Below are 19,495 nucleotides of genomic sequence, written 5' to 3'. Positions count from 1 at the left end.
GTTTTCGAAGTCAGGTTAGCTTTTCTGGCCGTGGTTGAAAAGGCATAAATTCGTTGATGCCGCTACTTTCTTTTACCCTGTTCAACTAACTTCTCATTCCATGCCGTATTACCGTCTCGCTTGGAAACATCGTACTCCGCACAGAACTGGGATATGGTCATATTGTTGTCGCCGGTCGCTAATTTTAGTGCCAGCTGAACTTGTTGAAGCTTGCTTTGCAGACGCAGGATCTGACCTGCATTTGGGCTTTTCTCTTTGGCATACTTTAAGGCTGCATGTTTACGCTCTGCCGCCCCAGCTCTACGATCCGCTTCTGATAACAGATATTTTAGTTGCGCGACACTCTTGCCCTTCTTAAAAGCAGGTTCAAGCAACTCAACGCATTCATCAAAAGATGGATCTATAACGTAGGGATCAACTTTATGAGCTTGTTGGCGCATCCACTCTAGTGCGAGTTCTTCATCTGACATATTCGAATCTTTACCAAAGAAATAGCCGTATATGGTATCGCTCAATAGCAAACCGCTGCAATAGTAAATTGAATGAGTTCGCACCTTTTTGGTCGGAAGCTTGTGGCTATGACTATCAAACATCAGTTATCAAACATTAAATCTAAACCGTCTGTTCTCAGCCACAGCTCACCCCAGAGATGCTTCCCCATTCAATTCATCAACTGACAACTATTAGCGCATCACAAACAGCTCTTCGTGGTAGTGCTTTTCAATATCAAACTGATAAGTGTCTAATTCTTTTTTCAACGATGTTGAGAACAACTCTGGCCCGCAGAAATACACCTCGTATTCGTTGAGGTCACCGCATTGATTGACAATTCTTCCGGCGTTCAGTCGCGGTGAATGTAAAGTGTCTATCACGGTTAACTTCACACCAACCTCATGTGCCAGGTGCCACAACTCATCGATTAATTGCTTATCAACACCGCGAGTACAGTAAAACAGTTCGATACGCGGATGATCTTGCTCTGTTTTGAGCGCTTCAAGCGTAGCAAAGAAAGAAGCAATCCCGACACCACCCGCAATCCAAATTTGAGGTTTGCTTAGGTCAAAATCAAGTCGACCATAGGGTCCTTCAACCGTAACCGCATCGCCCGCTTGCACTCGCTCATAAAGGCCATTGGTAAAATCACCCAACTCTTTGATCAAGAAACGCAGTTCTGAATCTTCACTGCCAGAAACAATGGTAAACGGATGCGGATCTTCATTACCGAAACGCAAGTAAGCAAACTGTCCTGCTTTGTGACCTTGCCAAGATGCATCCGGCTTTAACACCAGCTCCATCACTTCAGCCTGTGGAAAGTAGCGAGTCGAAGCAATGGTCGAAGAGTGACGATTACGACGTCCAACCAAACCCAACAAACTGTAAATCGCAGCGATAGATCCAACCAAAGCAAATGCCACAGTTAGGTAATAAATCGGCTCTCCCCAATACGCTCGTTTAAGCAGTATTACCGAGTGAAAAGCGATAAACAGGTACGCGACCGACATCAGGCGATGTGACAATTTGAACGGTTTGTATTTCACTGCCGCCCATAGTGACGCCACAAGTAAAACCAGCAATAGATAAAAGCCCCACTCGCCGATACTTTGAGCAATATCGCGCAGTTCGTTGACCCACATTTCCCAACCAGTCAACACAGCTTGTGGCCCTGAACCATTGTGTCGAACAGGCTTATCCAATACACCAGACGTCACCAGTGACTTAGGGATTTGGTACCACAACCAGTGCGTGACACCCATCGCTACACCACCGATACCAAGCCATTTATGCACTCGATACGCTTTATCCATACCTTTGAGCCAATTCTCGACCATAGGCAAACGCATCGCCAAAACCATGGTGATGGACATTAACATCAGAGACAAAATACCCGAGTACTGAATCATGGCGGAGCGCCATTCAAATACGTTGCTTGAAGCGAAGAGTTGCGGTTCCATCGCAAACCAAAAGGCTGACATTATGGCAATCATTGCCCAGAGGATATTGCGGACTGTTTTCATTTTTTAACACTCATAAAGACGACATCATTACTTTAGCTTGCGTGATGTAAAGCGACGTCAACATACGTAAATCTATGCAAAGGCACACGCTCAGCTGATCGTTAGAGGGGGCTTCCGCGTAAATATGGTTTGGTTAGTGAACAAGTCGTCGAAAACAAAAATGAGAAGAAGAGAAGATATGAAGGATATGACCCTTTCAAGACAAGATATACAAACGATGGATCAGCGAGAGCGCGCTCGCTTAATTAACTCCTTATCGGGGTTCAAGAGCGCAAACCTGATTGGTACGTGTGATAAACAAGGGTTAGAAAATCTTGCTGTGGTGAGCTCTGTGGTTCATCTAGGGTCGAATCCACCTTTGTTTGGCTTCATAGTTCGGCCAGCAGAAAGCCGTCGCCATACATTAGAGAATATCCTAGAAACTCGACACTTCACCATCAACAGTATCGGCGCTGATTTTGTTCAGAAAGCGCATCAAACTTCGGCTCGTTATCCAAAGTCGGCATCCGAATTCAAAGCCGTCGGGCTCACCCCTTACTATGACGACATGTTCCCCGCACCATTTGTTTTAGAAAGCAGTCTCAAAATAGGGTTAGTTTTGAAAGAACAGATATCGATTGAAAGCAATCAAACGCAAATGTTGATTGGAGAGGTCATTACGATTCAAGCACCCAAACGTGCCGTGATGCCGGATGGCTACCTTGATTTAGAAGCGCTAGATTTAGTCACGATTTCAGGGCTAGACAGCTACCATGTCACTCAAAGGCTTCACCGCTTAAGTTATGCCAAACCAGACAAGTCTCTGTTTCCGCTGACTCGTGAAGGAAACCCAACCTCATGGGAAGCTCGTGAGCTCAATCTAAGCTAATTTTGTTCGGTAATTTAGTCACAAAGGTGTTAACTTTCTCAGCTTAACTCAGTGCGCACACAACGATCTGAGCTACATCTACCGCCATTTCTAAGGACTCTTTTGAAGTTAACTCACTTTAAGTACAAGACTCGCAAAGGCCCAGATTATCGGCATGGCGATCAGGTGTCTTTCATGGACATCAAACAGACCTTCGGTATGGGCAGCATTCGTGTGGGAGCTTGACTGACGAAAGAAGAGAAAGAGCTCGCTGCGAATCTGATATTCGACTCGCTAGCCGACTTGGCTTACATCTTGGCTTTGCCACCAGAAGCGATTGGCCTGCGTGGCACATTAGGTTTGGCGTTCGGCAGTGGTGGCAGAAAGGGTGTACAAGCACACTACGCGCCAAACCAAAGAGAGTTAGCCCTCGCTAAAAACGCAGGTGCTGGTGCGTTAGCGCATGAGTTCTGGCATGCATTTGACCACTACATTGCCGAAAAGGCGTTTGAGATTGGTGATACCTCAGGCCCAAGAAAACACATCTTGTTTGCTAGTGACTGCTGGCTACACGATAGAAAGGTGCGACCTCATCCATTAAACGAGAGTTTGATGTCTGTATTCGATGCCACACTACTCAGTGACAACAACCTAGATAAACACGACTACGTTGCACGCAGTGTCATTGCAGACAAGGCAACGTCGGCTCGTTACTTCTCACTACCAACAGAAATGATGGCGCGAGCCTTTGAAGCTACGATTGAATCCTGTTCAGATATCGAGAATTCTTACTTAGTCGATGGCACGACCAAGCCGGATATGTTCCCTATCTATCCAGACCTCAAGCATCGCAAAGAGATTTATCAAGCGCTGCAAGGTTACTTCGCGCCGTTGGGCCGATCTTTAAGTAAGTAACCTTCGAGTCGTTAGAGGTTAGAGGTTAGAGATGATCCATCAACGAAAAGTGTTTATAGTCGGAAATCAAACTTCAACATCCATGATTTAGAGGCAGTAATGATCAGTTGGCCATCTTTGGTAAAACTCGACGGTGATGATGAGCTTATTTACGTCGCGTCCGAACAAGATTTTCAAGCCGAATGCTCAGACATGATTTTGGGCGAAGAGGATTACCTCATCGATTCTGAAGGTGACAGCTACGCACTTCAATCGAGCTCAAACCAACTGTCTCTAGCGAAACGAGCAGACCAGTATTCGATTGAAAGCGTGACCAAACTGATTCGAAATCACGAGTTCCAGAAAGCAGAAGTGTGCCTAATGAAGATCCACTTCCTAACGATCGAAGAAGCTATTCAGTCTTTGGCTTTTGAGCCACGTTAATATTGGTTATTAGTTCGAAACCTAACTTCGAAGCACAGTAGTGAATTAATACAGAACAAACAAAAACAGCGCCCAAATAGGCGCTGTTTTTCGTTTTACTTAGTTAACAGATTAAGCGATAAAAATCTGAGCCAGTGCGTAGCCTAAACAACATGCACCGACCACTCCGATTAAACCCACCGACATGAATGAGTGATTGAAGTACCACTTACCAATCTTGGTGGTGCCAGACACATCAAAGTTAACCGTTGCGATATCTGATGGATAGTTCGGGATGAAGAAGTAGCCGTAAACTGCTGGCATCAAACCGATAAGCAGTGCTGGATCTAATCCTAAGCCAAGGCCAACAGGTAACATCATACGTGCCGTTGCTGCTTGCGAGTTCACCACAACCGATACGATGAATAGCGCTAGTGCGAACGTCCATGGGTAGTTGGTTACCATTTCCACGATGCCAGATTTGAACTGAGGCATTGCGTATTGGAAGTAAGTATCCGACATCCAAGCGATACCGAAGATAGCAATTGCTGCCACCATACCCGATTTGAATACCACACCATTTGGTACATCACGAGGGTCAGTTTTGGTTGCCAGCAAGATGATACCGCCGAAGCAGAGCATCATCATTTGGATGATCACCGACATCTTGATTGGCTTGTCGCCGTCTACGATGGTTCTGATCTCAGGTACCATCGCCACGATAACAATCACGACAATTGAAAGTAGGAAAATCAATACCGCATTACGAGCCGAAGTAGGCAGAACTTCATCCAAAGAAGTCGCAGTAGTGCTTTCAATGCGTTTTTTCCACTCAGGATCTTTTAGACGCGCTTGGTATTCAGGATCGTCGTTCAGTTCTTTACCGCGTTTCAAGCTGTACAGAGAAAGTAACAGCGTACCGAACAAGGTTGCAGGCACCGTTACTAACAGAATCGAAAGCAAAGTAATGGAATGTTGAATATCTGAAAGTTGTGCTAGGTAGTACACCACTGCCGCCGAAATTGGCGATGCGGTAATCGCAAGTTGCGAGGCGACTGAAGCCGCTGCCATTGGACGCTCAGGACGAATCCCGTTCTTCAATGCCACATCACCGATGATAGGCATAATGGAATACACCGCGTGGCCAGTACCCAATAGAAAAGTCATCGAGTAAGTCACAAACGGAGCTATCAAGGTGACGCGTTTCGGGTTCTTTCTTAGTACCCTTTCCGCCACTTGGAGCATGTATTTTAAGCCACCGGCCGCTTCGAGGATCGAAGCACAGGTTACCACCGCGAGAATGATCAGCATTACGGTAACAGGTGGGGATGTTGGCGGCATCTTGAAGATAAAGACCTCAATCACCAAACCAATACCAGAAACAACCCCTAGACCAATACCGCCATACCGAGAACCGATATAGAGAACGACAAGTAAAAATAGAAACTCAAAATACAACATAAGCAACCCTGCTAAAAAATGTGGACTAGTGATATTTTGTCTGTATGTTCAGTACTTTACTTATTGGTATGTCACACAATTATTGAGCGTTTTAATGGATTGTTTTTTATAAGATTAGGGTCACGATAACGGGCGATTAAGTATCGAAAATGTAATTTTTCACTCAGGTGAAACTCAAGGATTGTTATGCATTCTGATGTTCATTGTTTCTTTTAGAACGCCTGAATCTATAAAATTTAAATATCATAACTAAACGCTATCACCCATTCAGAAGCCAATAACGGATTGCGCCTGTCCCCTTAAAATTTTGTAATACAATTATCGCTGTTTTACTGAACTCTAACTCGCCTATCCCAAAACACTGTGTCAAAATACCCGCCCTTACGATGACAACACATTAAGAACCACAGATATGAATTTTCAAGCTGCTATTTTTGATATGGATGGACTGCTGCTTGACACCGAGCGACTTTGTATGCAGGTATTTGAAGAAGCATGTCACGCGCAAGGTGTTCCGTTTTTGCAAGATGTTTATCTTGGCATCATTGGCTGTAACGCAAAAACCATCGAACAGATTTTTCGAAATGGCTACGGTGAAAACCTAGACTACCCAGCACTGAATAATGAATGGCGCACCCGCTACAGTGCAATTGTTAAAAACCAAGCGATCCCGGTAAAAGATGGCGTGATCGAGCTGCTTGAATGGCTAAAGTCAAATGACATTCCAATCGCGGTGGCAACTTCCACTCAGCTAGATATCGCCAAGAAGAAGCTTGAGCTAGCAGGCCTAGATTCTTACTTCACTTCACTAAGCACAGGCTGCGAAGTGACTCACGGCAAGCCTCACCCAGAGATTTACTTGCTGGCGGCTGAGCGCCTAGGTGTTGCACCTGAAACCTGCCTAGCATTTGAAGATTCAAACAATGGCATTCGCGCATCGATGGCAGCTAACATGATCAGTTTCCAGATCCCTGATTTAGTAGAGCCATGTGACGAAGTAAAAGCGCTTGGACACACCATCAGCCCTTCTCTGCATGATGTGTTAGCACAGCTTCAACAAGCTGCAGCTTAGGCTCTCGCTACCGTTGATAATGCTTTTATCTGTCTCGTCCTAAAATACGTAGACAAGCCTCTCTATTAAGCCGACTCACAGAGTCGGTATTTTTGTTGCCATTCCTTTTATAAAAGATAAAAACTCGCGCTTGAAACTGTTAAAGTCGATGTGACATAAATGCTTAGGTGATCAACAAGGTTGCTAACGTCTACATAGGGAGAAAGAGACGCGTGAAGGAAAAGTTTGAAGACCAACTGCTTGATTTTGCACAACAAGAAATGACACAAGATGCCGCGCACGACATTAGCCACATTAAGCGCGTCGTCAAAACAGCTAAGGCTTTGTGTGTACAAGAACAGGCTAAGCTTGAAGTCGTTTTACCCGCCGCTTATCTTCACGATTGCTTCACCTTTCCTAAGAACCACCCAGACAGAGCCCAAAGCTCGCAAATGGCAGCAGACAAAGCGATCTCTTTCCTCAAGTCTATCGACTATCCCGCGCTCTATCTGGATGAGATCCATCATGCCATTGTCACGCACAGCTATAGCGCTAACATCACACCTGAAACCTTAGAAGCTCAGATAGTCCAAGATGCCGATCGCCTTGATTCTCTCGGTGCGATTGGCATTGCTCGCTGCCTGTACGTGGGTCAGAGCTTTAACGCAGAGCTGTATAATCACGAAGACCCGTTTGCGAACCAACGTGACTTAGATGACAAGCATTACAGCGTCGACCACTTCTACGTGAAGCTGTTTAAGCTAGCAGAAACCATGAATACAGAATCTGCTAAGTTAGAAGCCAACAAGCGCACCGACTACATGCGTGGCTTTCTTGAACAGTTGGGTGCGGAAGTTTAACGGTTTAGAAAAAGAGACACGCGATAAGGAAGAGACAAGGATATGGACATAAACCGCTTTAAAGCCTCCGATGCCGACGAGATCGTCACTTGGTTCACATCACTCGAAGACTACGTACTATGGGGCGGACGAACATTTGGTTGGCCGTTAGAAGCCGCCTCCATCATCGAACGTTCTCAAGAGCCTCAAGTTGAGCTATATACCTTCTCTGTGTCTAGTGCTCTCTCTGAACTGAGTTCGAACGGCAATAACTCAGAACTGATCGGGTTTATGGAGTTTCAACGTATGTCAGACAGTGAACTTCGATTCTGCCGAGTGGCTATTCACCCAAACCAACGAGGCAAAGGGCTTGGGCAATCCATGATAGAAAGTGCATTAGAAGCTGCGAAACAAATCCCTGATGTCACCACAATCAGCTTGGCGGTATTTCAACAGAATATCGGTGCAAAACGTTGCTACGACAAAGCGGGCTTTCAAGTGGTCGACAAAGAACCAAAATGCAAAGAATTCAATGGCAACACCTGGCCTCTGTATCAAATGGAATTAAAGCTCAGCTAGCGTGTTTTAGTCGGCTTGTTCGTTTTAATTAACAGACTTACTTTAGTTAACAGAATCGTTTTAATTGCCAGATTCGACCCTATATCTTAGAAAATCGTATTAATTTGGAACCTTCCATGACCCAAGAAAAATTCGACACCATTTACCAACGAGCAGCTCATCGTAAAGGTGGCGCAGCAGAGCTCGAAAAGATTGTTCGAGCACCTCTATCGCAAGCCCAGCTATCACAAATCACCGATGACCGTTGGCTAGCAGCCTTTACCGAAAAGGTATTCCAGTGTGGTATTTCGTGGAATGTAGTGAGGAAGAAATGGCCGCAATTTGAAGAAGTGTTCTTTGAGTTCGACATCGAAAAGATGCTGATGCTGCCGAATGAGATGTGGGAGCAGAAAGCGCAAGATCCACGCATTATTCGCCACCTCACTAAGGTGATGACCATCCCTGCCAACGCAATGATGATCCACAATGCCAAGCGTGAGGCAGATTCCTTCTCACAAATGGTTGCCGACTGGCCATCAGAGCGAATTACAGAACTGTGGGATTACCTGAAGAAACACGGCAAGCGATTAGGTGGTAACACAGGTGCTTACACCTTGCGCCAAATGGGCAAAGACACATTCATCTTATCTTCTGACGTGGAAGCGCACCTACGCAGCACTGATGTGGTCGATAGCGGTCGCAATACCAAGCGAGCACAAGTCGCGGCAAGTAAGGCTTTCAACGAGTGGCAGCAGCAATCAGGTCGTACCCTGAGTGAAATAAGCCAGATCGTCGCCTACAGCTGTGGCGATAATCGCGTCTAGTTCAAGAAGAATGGCTTAAAGCTTTAGATTGCACACAGTTCACTGCAAACTAAATGTTATAAGTCATTAACAAATAAGCGTGCATCGCACTTTCATCCGGTGGCATTGTATAGATAAATGTATACAATATAGAGTAACACTCATGAATTATTCTCGACCAACCCAACTCGACTAAACAAGGGTCCTTATCTCTATGACAGCTCTCAAAAATTCTGTCTCCAAAGGTGTAAAAACAAAAGTAACAGGCCAGACTCAAGACGATGTTGTTTACTGCCATATCTTCGACGCGATACTAGAACAAAGGCTGCCACCAGCCACCAAATTAAGCGAAGAAGCACTAGCAGAAATCTTTGGCGTTAGCCGCACTATCATTCGCCGTGCCTTGTTGCGCCTCTCTTTAGAACAAGTTGTGGTGATCCGTCCAAATCGAGGGGCCATGATTGCAGCACCAACGGTAGACGAAGCCAAACAGATATTTAAAGCACGTGAAGTTATGGAGCTTGCAATCACAGAGCTTGCCGTAAAAAACGCAACCAAAGCTCAAATCGACGAGTGCAGAAAATTGGTCGCAAAAGAGAACTGCGCCTTTGACCAAGGTGACTACGGCTCTGGATTACGTTTGTCTGGTGAGTTCCACATCAAACTGGCAGAAATGGCAGAAAACGCACCACTGCTTGCCTTCCAGCGCAGCCTAGTGTCGCAAACCTCACTGCTGATCGCTCAATACGAAACAGGTAATCACTCAAACTGTTCTTTGGATGAACACGAAGGGTTGCTTGATGCCATTGAGTCCGGCGATGAAGAACAGGCGGTTGACTTAATGAAAGAACATTTAAGTCACATCCGATCTAAGCTCAACCTAGACAGCAGCACAGCGTCTAGTGATCTGCATGTTGTGTTCTCAGATCTACTTAAAAGCAAATCGTAACAAGCGACCTATCTAACGAACCGCTGGCAATTGTTTGTTACCAACCTTCTTTTAGCATCTTTTTGTTGACAACTTTTTGTTAACAAGACGGGAGAGAAGTAAGCCTCTGTGTTTACTTCTCTTTTTTATACCTTCCCCAGTAGAATAAAGAAAAAGATCGGTTCATTTTCACCTCTAACTACCACCCATTCAGACCTAAATGACGAATTTGCTCTCGTTTACACAATTCCACAATCGCCACAAACCTTGCCTTTATTTTGTATACATAGCCAACAATTAATTCACAGCATAAAACTGAACGCCTCTAGTAAAACCCCATATAAAACATAGCCCTAAAAATAAAATAAGATTGTATACAATCCTAACTGGCGCTTTGTTGTTGCATTTTTGTAAATAAATAGTTGACCGCAGGGTCAGGATGGATAATTATTGACCTAGAAGTCAAAAAGAATACACATGGAACAATGTCGATTTACAAGGAGGTCTCTTGATTACTTTTTTGCTCAATCAGGAAATAAGACGTGAAGACAATCTGTCGCCGAATATGACAGTGCTCAATTACCTTCGTACCAAGGTTAATAAAACCGGTACCAAAGAAGGTTGTGGGTCGGGTGACTGTGGCGCATGTACCGTCGTTTTAGGTGAAGTGGTGGATGGACAGCTGCAATACCGCTCGGTGAACTCTTGCCTTACGTTCGTTTCAGCGCTGCACGGAAAACAGCTAATCACAGTAGAAGATCTACAAAACCGAGATAAGTCACTGCACCCTGTACAGAAAGCTGTGGTTGATTTTCACGGTTCACAATGTGGTTACTGCACGCCGGGCTTCATCATGTCAATGTTTGCGCTAGGCAAGAACAAACCCGATGCGAGCAAAGAAGACGTCATGGAATCACTGGCGGGTAACCTATGTCGCTGTACAGGCTATCGACCTATTGTTGATGCCGCGATGTCGCTCTCAACAGACCAACCTTTGATCGACCAATTTGCTGAACTTGAACGCAACACCATCAAGAAGCTAGAAGGTATTCAAGACACCGAAGCCAACCTACGCCTTGGTCACCTCACCGCTTTTTCCCCGAAAAGCACTGATGAGCTGGCCAAGCTTTTTCAAGCCCACCCGAACGCTAAGCTGGTAGCTGGCGGCACGGATTTAGTACTGGAAGTAACGCAATTCCATCGTGAGATTGAAACACTGATCAGCGTAAACCTTGTTGAAGACATGAAGGTATGTGAAGAGACAGACACCGACTTAATCATTGGTGCCAACCTTCCAATCAGTGACTCTTACTCACTGCTGAAAAAACACTACCCAGATTTTGGTGAGCTGTTACACCGCTTTGCTTCACTGCAAGTACGTAACCAAGGCACCATCGGCGGTAATGTTGCCAATGCTTCTCCTATCGGTGATACGCCTCCCCTGCTAATTGCGCTTAATGCAAAAATCAAACTGCGTTGTGGGGATGAGTCTCGCATCATGCCGATCGAAGATTACTTCATCAGCTACAAGGTGACAGCTCAAAAAGAGAGTGAATTCATTGAGCAAATCATCATCCCTAAACCAGCCAATGACAGTTTCCGAGCTTACAAGCTATCTAAACGTTTAGACGATGACATCTCTGCAGTATGTGGCGCGTTCGATATTCAAGTCGAAGATGGCAAGGTAACACACGCTCGTATCGCCTTTGGTGGTATGGCTGCAACGCCTAAGCGCGCAACCCGTTGTGAAAATACGTTATTAGGCAAACTATGGACAGACGCTAATATTAAGTTAGCGATGCAAGAACTGTATAACGACTTTGAACCGCTATCTGATTTCCGTGCAAGCCAAGAATACCGTTCATTGTCGGCGGCAAACATGCTGCGTCGCTACTTCATTGAACAACAGAATAAAAACAACCAAATCGAAACAAGGGTAACGTCTTATGTCTAATTCAAACAAGCATGCGATGACCCACGAAGAGATGGTTACCATTGCAAAACAAGACCTAAAAACTGGCGTGGGTAAGAGCGTTAAACACGACAGTGCAGCCAAACAAGTAACGGGCGAAGCGGTATACATTGATGACCGCCTAGAGTTTCCCAATCAACTGCACGTGTACGCACGCCTGAGTACTCAAGCACACGCGAAGATCACTAAGATCGACGTTTCACCGTGTTACGAATTTGATGGTGTAGCCATTGCTATCCAAGCCAAAGACGTTCCGGGTGAGCTGGATATCGGTGCAATCCTACCGGGTGACCCACTGCTTGCTGACGGCAAAGTAGAATATTACGGCCAACCCGTGATTGCTGTAGCAGCCAACGATCTAGAAACCGCACGCAAAGCCGCACACGCAGCGATTATTGAATACGAAGAGCTACCTGCCATTCTTGATGTCAAAGAAGCGCTAGAGAAAGAGCACTTCGTAACAGAAAGCCACACTCAACAGCGTGGTGACTCAAAAGCAGCACTGAAAAAAGCGAAACACGTGATCTCTGGTGACCTAGAGATCGGCGGCCAAGAGCACTTCTACCTAGAAACCCAAATCAGTAGCGTAATGCCAACCGAAGATGGCGGCATGATCGTCTACACCTCTACACAGAACCCGACCGAAGTTCAAAAGCTGGTTGCAGAAGTAATTGGCGTACCGATGCACAAAGTCGTGATTGATATGCGTCGTATGGGTGGTGGTTTCGGTGGTAAAGAGACTCAAGCAGCCTCTCCTGCGTGTATGGCAGCGGTGATTGCCCACCTTACAGGCCGACCTACCAAAATGCGTCTGCTGCGCAGTGAAGACATGCAGCAAACCGGTAAACGCCACCCGTTCTACAACCAATACACAGTCGGTTTTGACGACAATGGTGTGATTCAAGGTGCCGACATTACCGTTGCAGGTAACTGTGGTTACTCGCCAGACTTATCAAGCTCTATCGTCGACCGTGCAATGTTCCACTCAGACAACGCTTACTACTTAGGCGATGCAACTGTGGTTGGTCATCGATGCAAAACCAACACAGCATCGAACACTGCGTATCGTGGCTTTGGTGGCCCGCAAGGCATGATGACTATCGAACACATCATGGATGAGATTGCGCGTTACCTGAAAAAAGATCCTTTGGAAGTACGTAAGGCGAACTACTACGGCGAAGAAGGCCGTAACGTAACCCATTACTACCAAACCGTTGAAGACAACTTTTTACCTGAGATAACCGAACAGCTTGAACGCAGCAGTGACTATCACGCACGTCGTAAAGAAATCGCTGAGTTCAACAAGCAAAGCCCTATCTTGAAGAAAGGTCTAGCGATCACGCCAGTGAAATTCGGCATCTCGTTTACTGCGACTTTCTTGAACCAAGCAGGTGCGCTCATCCATATCTACACCGATGGCAGTATTCATTTGAATCACGGAGGTACGGAAATGGGGCAAGGCTTGAACATCAAAGTGGCACAAATCGTTGCACAGGAGTTCCAAGTCGATGTCGAACGTATCCAGATCACCGCTACAAACACAGACAAAGTTCCGAACACATCACCAACCGCAGCCTCATCGGGCGCCGACCTCAACGGTAAGGCCGCGCAAAACGCCGCAATAACCATTAAGCAGCGCCTGATCGACTTCGCTTCTTCGCACTTCAAAGTGTGGCCTGAAGAAGTGGTGTTTAAGAACGGTATGGTACAGATCCGCGATGAAATCATGACCTTCAACTCGTTTGTTGAACTGGCTTGGTTTAACCAAATTTCGCTATCGAGCACGGGCTTCTACCGCACTCCAAAGATCTATTACGATCACGAGAAAGCGCGCGGCCGCCCGTTCTACTACTACGCGTATGGTGCCTCTTGTTCAGAAGTCATCATCGATACTCTCACGGGCGAGAACAAGATTCTGCGAGTCGATATTCTGCATGACGTGGGCGCTTCACTGAACCCTGCGATTGATATCGGCCAAGTTGAAGGTGGCTTTGTGCAAGGTGTCGGCTGGTTGACGACAGAGGAGCTGGTATGGAACCAGCAAGGCCGCTTAATGACCAATGGCCCAGCGAGTTACAAAATCCCAGCGATTGCTGATATGCCGATTGATTTCAGAACGCACCTTTTGGAAAACCGCAGCAACCCAGAAGACACCGTCTTCAACTCGAAAGCCGTGGGTGAACCCCCTTTCATGTTGGGTATGTCGGTATGGAGCGCACTGAAAGATGCGATTAGCTATGTCGCTGTAGATGGTGCGATTCCTAAGCTCAACACTCCTGCAACGCCAGAACGCATTCTGATGGCGATTCAGGAAGTGACTGAAACGGCCCCGACTTCGGTCGATGCACAATCAGAAACGGCTTAGGGCTCATATCGCTCGTTTAGCGTAGGAAATACAGAAGGGATTTAGGAGGACATATGTTTAAGGATAATTGGATTCACGAACTGGCAAAACTGGAAGAGAACTACGAACCATGTGTGATGGTGACAGTGCTTGAAGACAGAGGCTCAGTGCCGCGTGATGCGGGTACCAAGATGCTTGTCACTCGTGACCGAATCATCGCTACGATTGGTGGTGGTCACCTTGAACATGTGGCCACTAAAATGGCGCGTGAAATGCTGATTGCCAGCGAAAAATCGCTCAAAGTGGAACGCTTCAACCTCGGTGCTCGTTTAGGCCAATGTTGTGGCGGAATGGCAACGTTAAGCTTTGAACCGATTGGCACTCAGCAGAATCACCTTGTGTTGTTCGGCGCTGGCCATGTTGCCAAAGCGCTACTGCACATTGTCGCAACCCTGCCTTTCCGCGTGACCTGGATTGATGAACGTGAAGAAGTGTTCCCTGAAACGCTACCGCACGGTGTGAAAAAGCTTGTCTCAGACGATCCAGTCGGCGAAGTAAAACACATGCCGCCGAACAGCTATTACCTTGTGATGACGCATAACCACCAGCTTGATTTCGACTTAACTAAAGCCATTATCGACCGTGAAGACAGCCGTTACTTCGGCATGATCGGCTCGCTCACTAAGCGTAAAAAGTTCGACTTCCGCTTAGAGCAACGTGGCTACAGCCAAGAACAAATCGAAACCATGATTTGCCCGATTGGCATTAGCGCCGTGAATGGCAAACATCCCGCCGAAATTGCGGTATCGGTTGCGGGTGAACTGATCGCACACTATCAAGGCCAAGCGCTTGAACAAAAGCGCCCAACCAAACAATATCGAAATCAGGATTTGACCGATCAACACAGTCAACCAAGCGATGTAGGCGAACCACCATTGGAAGAGAAGATCGCCTAATAAAAGTCGCAAAGCTTCAGTGGCCATTAAGTCGCTGAAGTCATTAAAAGGAAGTAAACATGACAACGCAACGCAAAGCTTATCGCGCCAGCATTTTACACAGCGTAGCCGACCCAAAAGACGTCGGTATCGATGAGTCTTACGATTATTTTGAAGACGGTGTTTTAGTGGTTGAGAACGGCCATGTCGTCGACTTAGGCCCTGCCGATGAGGTATTGGCTCGCCAACCTAAAACACTCGAAGTAAAAGAATACAAAGACAAGCTGATCACCTCTGGCTTTATTGATACGCACATCCACTACCCTCAAACGGGGATGATCGCGTCTTACGGTGAGCAGCTACTCGATTGGTTAGAGAACTACACCTTCCCAGAAGAAAAACGTTTCAAAAACCCAGTCTACGCACACAAGGTAGCGAAGCTATTTCTAGACGAACTGGCGAGCAACGGTACCACGACAGCACTCGTGTTCGGTACCGTACACAAAGAGTCGGTTAACGTTTTCTTTGAAGAAGCTGAGAAGCGCAACCTACGTATGATCGCAGGTAAGGTGCTAATGGATCGCAACGCGCCTGATTACCTCACCGACACTCCAGAATCTGGCTACGCTGACTCCAAAGAACTGATTGAGAAATGGCACAACCGCAGCCGTTTGCTTTATGCAGTGACGCCTCGCTTTGCGCCAACTAGTACACCAGAGCAATTGGCTACCGTTGGCAAACTGCTAGAAGAATATCCAGACGTATACATGCACACTCACCTTTCAGAAAATGAAAAAGAGATCGAGTGGGTGAAATCGCTGTTCCCAGAGCGCGACAGTTACCTAGATGTCTATGACCACTATGGTCTGCTGCACAAACGCTCGGTATTCGCGCACGGCATTCACTTATCAGACTGCGAGTGTAAGCGCCTCGCGGATACCGATTCTGCCATCGCCTTCTGCCCAACTTCAAACCTATTTTTGGGCTCGGGCTTATTCAAGCTACCGAAAATGGAAGAGCACGGCATTCGTGTCGGCATGGGTACCGATGTAGGCGCAGGCACCAGCTTCTCAATTCTGCAAACCATGAGCGAAGCCTACAAGATCATGCAGCTTCAACAAGAGAAACTGCACCCAGCCAAATCACTGTTCTTAGCAACTCTAGGCGGCGCACGTTCGCTCCATTTAGAAGACAAGATTGGTAACCTAGAAGTCGGTAAAGAAGCAGATTTCGTGGTACTCGACTTACACGCCACCCAACTGATGCGCTTCAGAATGGAACAAGCCACCAAGCTTGAAGAAAAACTATTTGTACTAATGAGTTTGGGTGACGACAGAACCGTCAGCGAGACTTACATCTACGGTGAGAAAGCCTACGATGTGAATTTCAAAGACTACAAGAAGCTCGTTAGCTAGACTGAAAACCGAGTAACAATCGCTAGACAGCGACAGCCGTCGTTAATTAAAAATCCGTCCAGATTTATCTAGCCTTTAAAGACCAGTTGCTGATGCCACTGGTCTTTTTTGTGCTTCATTCAAAGAAATATAAATTAACCGCTCACAGACAACGATCTTCGGTGACGCCAAGTCATTATATTGATAGGTTAATGTTTATACATCTCGACTTCATACTTCACTTTAGCGTCTCTCTAAAACATTCGTTTCTCAGCTAAATGGAAGCACTCAATCTAGAAAGGAATTCTATGTTCGAACAGGTCGTCAGCATTCTGTTTCCCGTTTTTGCTTTAGCCAGTGCTGGCTTTGCGGTGGGTCGTTGGCTCAAGCCCGATTTCAAACCGATCAATCGCATCAACATGGATGTCTGTATTCCTGCGCTAGTGTTTGCCTCGCTGACCACCATGCCTCTCGACACCGAACAACTGCCACTCATCACCGCTTCTTTGGTTGCGGTGTTGGTGCCAGCACTATTGATGATTCCAATCTGTAAGATCTTTAAGCTCAACTTCAAAGCTTGGGCTCCGCCACACATGTTCCGCAACAGTGGCAACCTTGCAATTCCCCTGTTCACGTATACCTTTGGCGAGAGCGCATTAGCCCCTGCTGTATTGCTATTCGTGGTGTCGGCATGCGTGCACATTAGTGTTGGCTTGGCGCTGTTGAGTGAAGGTAATCCGATCAAACAGATCCTCAAGATGCCGATATTCTTAGCGGCTGCATTAGCGATGACGCTCAACCTATCTGGCATTGCAGTGTGGAATCCAATCTATGAAGCGACATCGCTACTCGGCCAAGCTGCCGTGCCTATCATGCTGTTGTCGTTGGGCTCGCAAATGGTCAACTTAAGGCTAAGCGGATTAAAAGTCGGCTTGTTGTGTACGGCTCAATCGCTGTTTACAGGAGCCATAGCCTTTACCATCATCTACTTCTTTATCCCACTGCCAACGCTGCATTTACAAATGATGGTGCTGTTCACCATGCTGCCACCCGCCGTGATGAACTACCTGTTTGCAGAACGCTTCAATGTCGAGCCGCCTAAAGTCGCGTCCATGGTGTTGTTCGGCAACTTCCTGAGTGTGGTCACCTTGCCTATTTTGTTGTCGTTCGCGCTGTCTATGTCGTCTTAAAGAACCGCGAACCTTCAGGTTTACGACTTTTAAAACTCAGCCGATCAATAAAAAGGGAGCGCAACTTAGCAAAGTTGACGCTCCCTTTTCAGACTATATTTTCTATTTATCTCAAGCTGTGTTTCTCTCCGCAAGCACCTCTTTAAATGCGAACATGCCATTTAATGCCGAAGGGAATCCCGCATACACCGACATCTGCAGTATCACTTCTTTAATCTCTTCTTTACTGCATCCGACATTGAGTGCCGCATTCAAATGCACCTTAAGCTGAGGGGCACAATTACCGAGTACGGTCAGGGCAGCCACGGTCGCGATCTCTCGTGATTTCAAATCCAAACCGGGGCGTGAATAGATGTCTCCGAAGGGATACTCGATAGTATACTTGGCAAGATCAGGGCAAATGTCTTGCAGGCTTTCGATAACCTGTTGCCCTGCTTCTCCGTCGATGTGATTAAGTCTTTCTAAGCCAATGTCGAAACGTGATTGATTCATGAGTCTGTTCCTGTATTTATAGTTCACAGGAACACCTTACAAGTTAGAGTCGACTCTAAGTCAACGGACTTTTCCATCTCGATACAAACTAATTTTTTCTTCCAACGCTGCCATGTGCTTTTGCTGCTCTTCGATATGGGCTCGCAAATTCTGTTGATGTTGTTCAAGTAACACTTGGCGCTGCGAAGCCGATTCTGGCCCTAACTCCCTTAGCTTTGCGTACTCTAAAATCTCATCCAGTGGCATTGCGGTGTCTTTCAGCCGCTTCACAAACTCAATCCAGGTAACGTCCTTCGATGTATAGACTCGATGACCGCTACTATTCCGTTGAACATTTTTCAACAAGCCGATTTTTTCATAGTAGCGAAGCGTATGGGCGGACAAACCCACCAACCGAGAAAACTCACTCACATTCATTACTTCACCTTTTCTATCTGGGTATAAGAACTAGGTGCTCAAACTATGCGCACTTATCTAATTTGAGCTCTGCGGTCACTTTCGTCAAACGCAACGCAATAGCGAAACACACTAAGTAAGGACTCACATACCAGAAGATACTTTCTAATGGCTGCTTCACCTGCGCTTCTCTGGTTTTTATGTATTGGTTTTTCTGCTTCTCATACTGGCTCAACATACCATCCACCCACACGGCGTCGCTTTCCACCAGCGACACGCTCGGCGCAGGGACCGTAAAATCCAATGCATTCGGTAGCAAGGTGAAATCGACATCTTTAAACGTGATTGCCGTATTCAAATACCACAAACACGCTTCATGGTGCTGAGCGTGATTATCCAAAGATGGTTGACCGGTGCAGGTATCACTTCTCAGCTTATCCAAAGAAAACTGCTGAACCGACTCTAAAATCGCTACCGCTCTGGTTTGTTCTGTTTCAACCCAATCACCCGCTACTTTCGCACGAATCTCAGACACTGCACCCAGCATCCCGATACCCGCCAAGAACGGCCATAAATAATCCATAAGCTTCCATTTGCGTCGGCTCAAGTTGAACCCACACCAAATCGGAAGATGAAAAAGGAGCGTTAGCCCAAGCGATAGCAAAACGAAATTCAAAGAGCTAGAGAGCATGAGTTCGCTATCGAAGAAGTTCTTCATAATGAGAGACTTGCCTGTATAACAAAGAGAAATTTGATACTAGGTTCGATGTTAGAAAAGAGTGTAAGAGGAAAGTAAAAACAGCACCAACAATTGGAGTTAGCGCTGTTTATTTGAGCATATAGTTACCGAGACTAAACTTACTTCGGAATTATTTGATGGTACTAAAATCGAGGTTTCTAGGAACAGCAACACTAACAACTTTATTCAGTTTGAAATCCAAGGCTTCTAGATC

At 46.2% G+C, this 19,495-nt stretch carries 18 protein-coding genes and 1 pseudogene; 13 read left to right on the top strand and 6 right to left on the bottom strand.

Features of this window, described 5'->3' with window-relative positions; all coding sequences use genetic code 11:
- Nucleotides 1–62: 62 nt before the first annotated feature.
- Nucleotides 63–470: a hypothetical protein gene (locus OQJ75_RS19375; RefSeq protein ID WP_239848950.1), complete on the bottom strand. Its 408-nt coding sequence runs from the start codon at nucleotides 468–470 to the stop codon at nucleotides 63–65.
- A 213-nt stretch (nucleotides 471–683) separates the two neighbouring features.
- Nucleotides 684–2,015 carry a ferric reductase-like transmembrane domain-containing protein gene (locus tag OQJ75_RS19370; protein ID WP_265974543.1) on the bottom strand — a complete coding sequence of 444 codons (1,332 nt, stop codon included), beginning with the start codon at nucleotides 2,013–2,015 and terminating at the stop codon, nucleotides 684–686.
- 178 nt (nucleotides 2,016–2,193) lie between these two features.
- Here OQJ75_RS19370 and OQJ75_RS19365 point away from each other — a divergent pair, with 178 nt between their 5' ends.
- From OQJ75_RS19365 to OQJ75_RS19350, 3 genes and pseudogenes are all read left to right on the top strand, one after another.
- On the top strand, nucleotides 2,194–2,883 hold the full coding sequence (locus tag OQJ75_RS19365) for a flavin reductase family protein (protein WP_265974542.1): 690 nt from the start codon (nucleotides 2,194–2,196) through the stop codon (nucleotides 2,881–2,883).
- A gap of 102 nt (nucleotides 2,884–2,985) precedes the next feature.
- Nucleotides 2,986–3,777, top strand: a pseudogene (locus OQJ75_RS19355) (CLCA_X family protein).
- A gap of 99 nt (nucleotides 3,778–3,876) precedes the next feature.
- Nucleotides 3,877–4,200 (top strand): DUF4144 domain-containing protein, encoded by a 324-nt coding sequence (locus tag OQJ75_RS19350; protein WP_265974540.1) that lies wholly within the window; start codon nucleotides 3,877–3,879, stop codon nucleotides 4,198–4,200.
- Nucleotides 4,201–4,311: 111 nt separating this feature from the next.
- Here OQJ75_RS19350 and OQJ75_RS19345 read toward each other — a convergent pair whose 3' ends face one another.
- The gene (locus tag OQJ75_RS19345) at nucleotides 4,312–5,640 is read right to left on the bottom strand and encodes an anaerobic C4-dicarboxylate transporter (protein ID WP_265974539.1); all 1,329 of its coding nucleotides are present in this window, start codon (nucleotides 5,638–5,640) and stop codon (nucleotides 4,312–4,314) included.
- 412 nt (nucleotides 5,641–6,052) lie between these two features.
- Between OQJ75_RS19345 and OQJ75_RS19340 the strand changes: the two genes are divergently transcribed.
- From OQJ75_RS19340 to OQJ75_RS19295, 10 genes are all read left to right on the top strand, one after another.
- Nucleotides 6,053–6,712, top strand: a complete 660-nt coding sequence (locus OQJ75_RS19340) for an HAD family hydrolase (protein WP_008221043.1) — start codon at nucleotides 6,053–6,055, stop codon at nucleotides 6,710–6,712.
- A 212-nt stretch (nucleotides 6,713–6,924) separates the two neighbouring features.
- A complete protein-coding gene (locus OQJ75_RS19335; protein WP_265974537.1) occupies nucleotides 6,925–7,551 on the top strand; it encodes an HD domain-containing protein in 627 nt (208 codons plus the stop codon).
- A 42-nt stretch (nucleotides 7,552–7,593) separates the two neighbouring features.
- Complete coding sequence (locus tag OQJ75_RS19330) at nucleotides 7,594–8,109, top strand: GNAT family N-acetyltransferase (protein WP_265974536.1); 516 nt, start codon at nucleotides 7,594–7,596, stop codon at nucleotides 8,107–8,109.
- A gap of 116 nt (nucleotides 8,110–8,225) precedes the next feature.
- Nucleotides 8,226–8,912: a DNA-3-methyladenine glycosylase I gene (locus OQJ75_RS19325; RefSeq protein ID WP_265974535.1), complete on the top strand. Its 687-nt coding sequence runs from the start codon at nucleotides 8,226–8,228 to the stop codon at nucleotides 8,910–8,912.
- A gap of 193 nt (nucleotides 8,913–9,105) precedes the next feature.
- Nucleotides 9,106–9,840 carry a GntR family transcriptional regulator gene (locus tag OQJ75_RS19320; RefSeq protein WP_265974534.1) on the top strand — a complete coding sequence of 245 codons (735 nt, stop codon included), beginning with the start codon at nucleotides 9,106–9,108 and terminating at the stop codon, nucleotides 9,838–9,840.
- A gap of 487 nt (nucleotides 9,841–10,327) precedes the next feature.
- Nucleotides 10,328–11,773 carry a xanthine dehydrogenase small subunit gene (gene xdhA / locus OQJ75_RS19315; RefSeq protein ID WP_265974533.1) on the top strand — a complete coding sequence of 482 codons (1,446 nt, stop codon included), beginning with the start codon at nucleotides 10,328–10,330 and terminating at the stop codon, nucleotides 11,771–11,773.
- Nucleotides 11,766–14,156: a xanthine dehydrogenase molybdopterin binding subunit gene (gene xdhB, locus OQJ75_RS19310; protein ID WP_265974532.1), complete on the top strand. Its 2,391-nt coding sequence runs from the start codon at nucleotides 11,766–11,768 to the stop codon at nucleotides 14,154–14,156. Before xdhA ends, xdhB begins: the two co-directional genes overlap by 8 nt.
- 53 nt (nucleotides 14,157–14,209) lie before the next feature.
- Complete coding sequence (gene xdhC, locus OQJ75_RS19305) at nucleotides 14,210–15,091, top strand: xanthine dehydrogenase accessory protein XdhC (protein ID WP_017630713.1); 882 nt, start codon at nucleotides 14,210–14,212, stop codon at nucleotides 15,089–15,091.
- Nucleotides 15,092–15,150: 59 nt separating this feature from the next.
- Nucleotides 15,151–16,485, top strand: coding sequence for a guanine deaminase (gene guaD, locus OQJ75_RS19300; RefSeq protein WP_265974531.1), 1,335 nt, complete (start codon nucleotides 15,151–15,153; stop codon nucleotides 16,483–16,485).
- 287 nt (nucleotides 16,486–16,772) lie between these two features.
- On the top strand, nucleotides 16,773–17,654 hold the full coding sequence (locus OQJ75_RS19295) for an AEC family transporter (RefSeq protein ID WP_076667189.1): 882 nt from the start codon (nucleotides 16,773–16,775) through the stop codon (nucleotides 17,652–17,654).
- A 111-nt stretch (nucleotides 17,655–17,765) separates the two neighbouring features.
- Here the strand turns inward: OQJ75_RS19295 and OQJ75_RS19290 are convergent, their stop codons facing one another.
- The 3 genes from OQJ75_RS19290 to OQJ75_RS19280 are packed head-to-tail and all read right to left on the bottom strand — an operon-like array spanning nucleotide 17,766 to nucleotide 19,125.
- Nucleotides 17,766–18,146 (bottom strand): carboxymuconolactone decarboxylase family protein, encoded by a 381-nt coding sequence (locus tag OQJ75_RS19290; protein ID WP_265974530.1) that lies wholly within the window; start codon nucleotides 18,144–18,146, stop codon nucleotides 17,766–17,768.
- A gap of 60 nt (nucleotides 18,147–18,206) precedes the next feature.
- The gene (locus OQJ75_RS19285; protein ID WP_265974529.1) at nucleotides 18,207–18,563 is read right to left on the bottom strand and encodes a MerR family transcriptional regulator; all 357 of its coding nucleotides are present in this window, start codon (nucleotides 18,561–18,563) and stop codon (nucleotides 18,207–18,209) included.
- A 43-nt stretch (nucleotides 18,564–18,606) separates the two neighbouring features.
- Nucleotides 18,607–19,125: a hypothetical protein gene (locus OQJ75_RS19280; RefSeq protein WP_265974528.1), complete on the bottom strand. Its 519-nt coding sequence runs from the start codon at nucleotides 19,123–19,125 to the stop codon at nucleotides 18,607–18,609.
- Nucleotides 19,126–19,495 lie beyond the last annotated feature (370 nt).

This window comes from Vibrio sp. 14G-20, from assembly GCF_026241515.1.
In the GTDB taxonomy this organism is placed as follows: domain Bacteria; phylum Pseudomonadota; class Gammaproteobacteria; order Enterobacterales; family Vibrionaceae; genus Vibrio.
The sequence above is the reverse complement of the archived record's forward strand: the minus strand, read 5'-3'. Positions and strand labels throughout refer to the sequence as shown.